The sequence below is a fragment of the Acetobacter cerevisiae genome (assembly GCF_001580535.1).
In the GTDB taxonomy this organism is placed as follows: Bacteria; Pseudomonadota; Alphaproteobacteria; order Acetobacterales; family Acetobacteraceae; genus Acetobacter; species Acetobacter cerevisiae.
Map to the genome: position 1 here is coordinate 1 of NZ_LHZA01000075.1, position 5,678 is coordinate 5,678.

A 5,678-nucleotide genomic window follows, 5' to 3' on the forward strand; every position below is an offset into this window, starting at 1 on the left:
TCTGTGAGATTTCCGCGTCGAGCCAAACTAAAAGATGGAACCATCACTGAATGGAAAAGTAATGGTGATTTTTCAGGAACCATTGGAAATTCTCTTGCCATTCAAGCATTTGCAATTCGTATTACTGGACCTGCATCCTTAACATGCGATTGTATTTATGGCGGCCTGTTCCAAGGAGATCATTTTCCTATCAGAGCATCTAATGGGCAATGGTCTGAAGCACCTCAAGGCGGGAATTTGATTGCCATGCAAATTACTTTTTTGGAAAAATAATATCTATTCATCCATTCATTAACGCAGAGGAAATAGTTATATATTCTTATGGATACCCTCTTTAATATCCATAAGAAGAAAATATTAAATTTAATATTTCCTCCCGCAGGAGAAAACAGGCATTACGGACAGCGTGAGACACCAGACAGACGTCCCTCTGCCTGTTTCAGCGCAGCCATGACCGGCTTGCTGGACCATATGCGCACCCACAACACGCCGCCCCGGCTTCTGGCGGCGCTCAGGGCGCTTGTCCGTAAAGACACTCTGTGGCTGATCGCGCTGGCAGCCCTTGTCGGCGTGCTGGCGGGTGGTGTTGTCAGCCTGATGACGGCCGCAACATTCCTCGCGCATCATCTGCTGGCCCCGGAATCTGGCCGCCTGTCCGGGCTGGCAACCGTTAACCCCGTGCGCGCCCTGCTGGTTCCCACGTGCGGCGGCCTGCTGCTGGGGCTGACCAGCCTGTATCTGGCCCGCAAAACCCGCTTCCACCCGGCAGACCCGATTGAGGCCAATGCTCTGCATGGAGGCCGCATGTCCTTTCGGGACAGTCTGATTCTGGCCGGGCAAACCATTCTCTCCAATGGCTGCGGGGCCTCACTGGGGCTGGAGGCCGGGTTCAGTCAGCTTGGAGCTGCCTTTGGCTCCCGCATTGGCCGGCAGTTGCGCATGCACCGGGCCGATGTGCGCCTGCTGGTCGGCTGCGGAGCCGCCGGGGCCATCGGGGCTGCGTTTGATGCACCTCTGGCCGGGGCGTTTTATGCGTTTGAACTGATTATCGGCTCCTACACCTTTACCGCCCTCGCCCCGGTGGCACTGGCTGCCATCTGCGGTATTGGCGTGGTGCATCTGACCGGCACCGTGCTGCCGCCCGTCTGGGTGGCCACACCGCAGGGCATCCCGCTGCTGGCTTACTTCCCCATTATCCTGCTGGGCGTTTTTGCCGGACTGGTGGGAGTGATGCTGATGCGTGGCGTCACGCTGACGGAATACACCTTCCAGCGCCTGCCTTTGCCGGTCTGGCTGCGCCCCGCGCTGGGTGGCCTGCTGGTGGGCGGGCTGGCGATCATTTCCCCCTCCGTTCTCTCCTCCGGCCACATGGCCATGCGGGCAGGGCTCATCAGCTCGCCGCCCTTCATGCTGGCCCTCGGCCTGCTGGGGTTGAAGGCGCTGGCCTCTGCCATTTCCATTGGCTCGGGCTTTCGCGGCGGGCTGTTTTTTGCCTCACTCTATCTGGGTGTGCTGACGGGCGCGGTCTTTGCCGGAGCGCTCGCCCCGCTGGCCGTGCTGCCTGTTTCCGTCTGCACCATTGTGGGCATGTGCGCGCTGGCCGTGGCCGTTATTGGCGGCCCCATGACCATGATCTTTCTGGCGCTGGAGACGACCGGCAGCCTGCCGCTAACGGGCGCTGTGGTGGTCTCGGCCATTGTGTCCTCCATGACGGTGCGGCGGACCTTTGGCTATTCCTTCGCCACATGGCGCTTCCATCTGCGCGGTGAGAATATCCGCTCCGGCGTAGATGTAGGCTGGATGCGCACGCTGACGGTGGAGCGGATGATGCGCACGGAAGTCGCCACCTTCCCCGCGACGGAAACCGTGCAGGCCGCCCGCATCGCCTTCCCAAACCAGACACCGCGCTACATCATTCTGTGTGACGAGCAGAACCATTATAAAGGGCTGGTGGAAAACGTGCTGTTCCATGCCAACCGCGTGCCGGAAACCACGCCACTGACGGAACTGGTTGCCGCGGATGATCTGGCGCTGACCCCGGCCCTCTCACTCTCCACCGCCATTGATACGTTCGAGCGGCTGGCCCGCCCGGCGCTGGCTGTAGTGGATGACGACAACCACATTCTCGGCCTGCTGAGTGAGCGCTACGTGCTGCGCCGCTATGCGGAAGAACTGGAACGCACCCGGCGGGAACTGGCAGGGGAAAAATACCGGGTTTAACTGGGCGTGCACTTTGCAGCACTTTGCGGCACTTTGCGCGTTGATAAATTTAAGTCAGGAGAACCCTTTATGTCTCTGCCCGCGTTTCTGAAAACCCTGCTACGGGCCAGTGCCCCGACTGCTCTGGCTCTTGGGCTGGCAGCCCCTGCCCTGAGCGCCCCCGCCCACAAAACCACGCCTGCCACCACGCCCGCTCTGGATGCTGCCGCTCGGGCTGTGCGGGCCGAGCTAAAATCCGTCGGGGCTGCGCGCTTTACCTCTCCGGACTACAAGCTCGGTGTGGTGCGCCATATGGTGATGTTCACCTTCCGCCCCGGCACGACAGCGGCACAGCGCGCGGAGGTTACGCGGCGCTTTGTGGCCCTCACCACCCTCTCCCGCAGGGCGGATGGCAAGACGGTTGTGACGTCCATTGAGACAGGGGCGCAGAACAGCGGAGAAAATTCCGACCTCGGGCTGGAGCAGGGGTATCTGGTTACCTTCCAGTCTGAAGGGGACAGGAACTTTTACGTCGGGCGCCCGATTGTCACCGAGGCAGGGCACTTTGACCCAGCACATGATGCCTTCAAAACCTTCGCCGGACCGTATCTGGCCAAGGTCGTGGTGTTCGACTTCACCCCCACGGCACCGGCAGCCCTCTGATGTGCGGGCCTTTCCCGCATGGAACGGGAGGCCGCACCAACGCAAACGCATATCTGTGATCTGGCATGGCCAGAGAACAGTGTTATAACACCTCATTCTTTTTTAAGCCTTATCCAGACGGAGCCACTTCCTTATGACCGCCCCAGCCCAGACCCCGGCGAACCAGTCTCTTCTGGGCCGCCTGAAGGACATTGCCGGACACAGCCACGTGCTGACCAGCGAGGCCGAAACCTACCGCTTCCGGCACGGCTTCCGCTTTGGCGCGGGCAAGGTGCTGGCTGTGGTGCAGCCCGGCACGCTGGTGGAACTGTGGCGGGTGGCGCAGGCCTGTGTGGATGCGGGCAAGATTATCATCATGCAGGCCGCCAATACCGGCCTGACAGGTGGCTCCACGCCGGATGGCAATGATTATGACCGTGAGATCGTGCTCATCAGCACCCTCCGGCTGACCGGTGCCCATATGATTGGCGGCGGCAAGCAGGTTGTCTGCCTGCCCGGCGCCACGCTGTATGAGCTGGAAGGCATGCTGGGCGCCATTGGGCGGGAACCGCATTCCGTTATCGGCTCATCCTGCATTGGGGCGTCCGTTCTGGGCGGCATCAGCAACAACTCGGGCGGTGCGCTGGTGCAGCGTGGCCCGGCCTATACGGAAATGGCCGTGTTTGGTCAGGTGGGGGAAGACGGTAAGCTCCAGCTCGTCAACCATCTGGGCATCCAGCTGGGGAATGACCCTGAAGCCATTCTGAACAAGCTACAGGCTGGCACCTTCTCCGATGCGGACATCGACTGGGATGCAGGCCGCGGGCATGACAACAACTACATCACCCACGTGCGTGATGTGGATGCGGACACCCCCGCCCGCTTTAACGCAGACCCGGCCCGCTGGCATGAAGCCGCAGGCTGCGCGGGCAAGCTGGTGGTGTTTGCCGTGCGTCTGGACACTTTCCCCGCCGCAAAAAACCCGGCGGTGTTCTACATCGGCTCCAACAGCACGGACGAGCTGGAAGACCTCCGCCGCCATATGCTGACCGGGTTTGAAGAACTGCCGATTGCAGGCGAATACATCCACCGCGATGCGTTCAACATTGCCGAGAAATACGGCAAGGACACGTTTGCGGTCATCCGCAAATTCGGCACGAAATTCCTGCCGAAGATGTTCGCCATGAAGTCCCGCTTTGACATTTTTGCCAAGCAGTTCGGCTTCCTGCCTGAAAACCTGAGCGACCGCATCATGCAGGCGCTCAGCGTGTTCATCCCTAACCAGCTGCCCAACCGGATGCTGGAGTATCGGGACAAGTTTGAACACCACCTGATGCTGAAAACCTCCGCCACACTGGCAGGCCCGATGAAGGCCTATCTGGAGCAGTTCTTCAGCAAAGCGACCGGCGAATTCTTTCAATGCACGCCGGATGAAGGCTCCCGCGCCTTCCTGCATCGCTTTGCCGCTGCGGGGGCTGCCGTGCGCTACCGCGCCGTGCATCACCGTGAGGCGGAAGACATTGTGGCGCTGGACGTCGCCCTGCGCCGGAACGACCGCAACTGGTTTGAAAAACTGCCGAAAGAGATTGAAGACAAGATTATCGTCAAACTCTATTACGGCCACTTCCTGTGCCATGTGATGCATCAGGATTACGTCATCAAAAAAGGCTACAACGCCATGGACGTGGAGCACAGCATGCTCCCCGGTCTGGACCAGCGCGGCGCGCGCTATCCGGCAGAACATAATGTGGGCCATCTCTATCAGGCGCCGGATGTTATGCTGGCGCATTACCGGGAGCTGGACCCCTGCAACTGCATGAACCCGGGCATTGGTCTGGCCACTAAAAAGAAGAACTGGGTGGCGGAGAGCGTCTAAAACGCGATAGAGAGGTCCGGCCCTTTCCTGTTACCGGACCTCTCGCTTTATGCTCCAGATCGACAGCCTCGTGTTCAACGCATGGGGACGCCAGTTTTTTAATCGTGCCAGCGTCAGCCTGCCCAACCCCTCCAAGGTCTCTCTTGTGGGGCGGAACGGGGTTGGCAAATCCACGCTGTTCAAGCTGATTAAAGGCGAGTTGCAGCCGGATTCCGGTGAAATTTCCATCCCCAAGGCCGCCCGCATTGCGGCGGTGGATCAGGAACATCCGGCCACGGATGTCACCTTGCTGGAAACCATTCTAGCAGCAGATCTGGAACGCGCTACGCTGATGGCGGAGCTGGAAACCGCCGAGCCGGAGCGCATGGGCGATATCTGGATGCGGCTGATTGAGATTGATGCCGACAGCGCCCCCTCCCGCGCAGCAGAAATTCTGAACGGCCTTGGCTTCTCCACCGAAGATCTGGACCGCCCGATGGCGGAATTTTCCGGTGGCTGGCGGATGCGCGTGGCGCTGGCCGCCGCCCTGTTCTCCGAGCCTGACCTGCTGCTGCTGGATGAACCGACCAACTATCTGGATCTGGAAGGCGCACTCTGGCTGGAAGCCCGGCTGGAACGCTATCCGCATTGCGCCCTGATTATCAGCCATGACCGTGAACTGCTGAACAACTCGGTGGATTTCACGCTGCATGTCACGGAAGGCAAGCTGGAACTCTATACCGGCGGCTATGATTCCTTTGAGCATCAGCGGGCAGAAAAAATCCGCCTGCAAAGTGCCACCCGCGCCAAGCAGGACGCCGAGCGGGCGCATCTGCAATCCTTTGTGGACCGCTTCAAAGCCTCTGCCGCCAAAGCCGCACAGGCCCAGAGCCGTGTGAAACGTCTGGCCAAGCTGACGCCGATTGAAACCACTATTGAGGCACAGGTTTCCCCCTTAGTCTGAAACCCTTTAGTCATGCGC

General features: G+C 60.0%; 5 protein-coding genes. All 5 read left to right on the plus strand.

Going from position 1 to position 5,678, the window contains the following annotated elements; translation table 11 throughout:
- Nucleotides 1-273 (plus strand): hypothetical protein (locus AD928_RS14270; protein ID WP_156470032.1); only part of this gene is annotated, 273 nt, incomplete at its 5' end.
- Nucleotides 274-450: 177 nt separating this feature from the next.
- Nucleotides 451-2,220, plus strand: a complete 1,770-nt coding sequence (locus AD928_RS00910; protein ID WP_061506617.1) for a chloride channel protein — start codon at nucleotides 451-453, stop codon at nucleotides 2,218-2,220.
- Between the two features lie 69 nt (nucleotides 2,221-2,289).
- Complete coding sequence (locus tag AD928_RS00915; RefSeq protein ID WP_062247515.1) at nucleotides 2,290-2,862, plus strand: Dabb family protein; 573 nt, start codon at nucleotides 2,290-2,292, stop codon at nucleotides 2,860-2,862.
- A gap of 133 nt (nucleotides 2,863-2,995) precedes the next feature.
- The gene (gene dld, locus AD928_RS00920; RefSeq protein WP_062247517.1) at nucleotides 2,996-4,717 is read left to right on the plus strand and encodes a D-lactate dehydrogenase; all 1,722 of its coding nucleotides are present in this window, start codon (nucleotides 2,996-2,998) and stop codon (nucleotides 4,715-4,717) included.
- 49 nt (nucleotides 4,718-4,766) lie between these two features.
- Entirely contained in the window at nucleotides 4,767-5,660 is an 894-nt protein-coding gene (locus AD928_RS00925; RefSeq protein ID WP_233419878.1) for an ABC-F family ATP-binding cassette domain-containing protein, read from the plus strand.
- The last annotated feature ends 18 nt before the right edge of the window (nucleotides 5,661-5,678 follow it).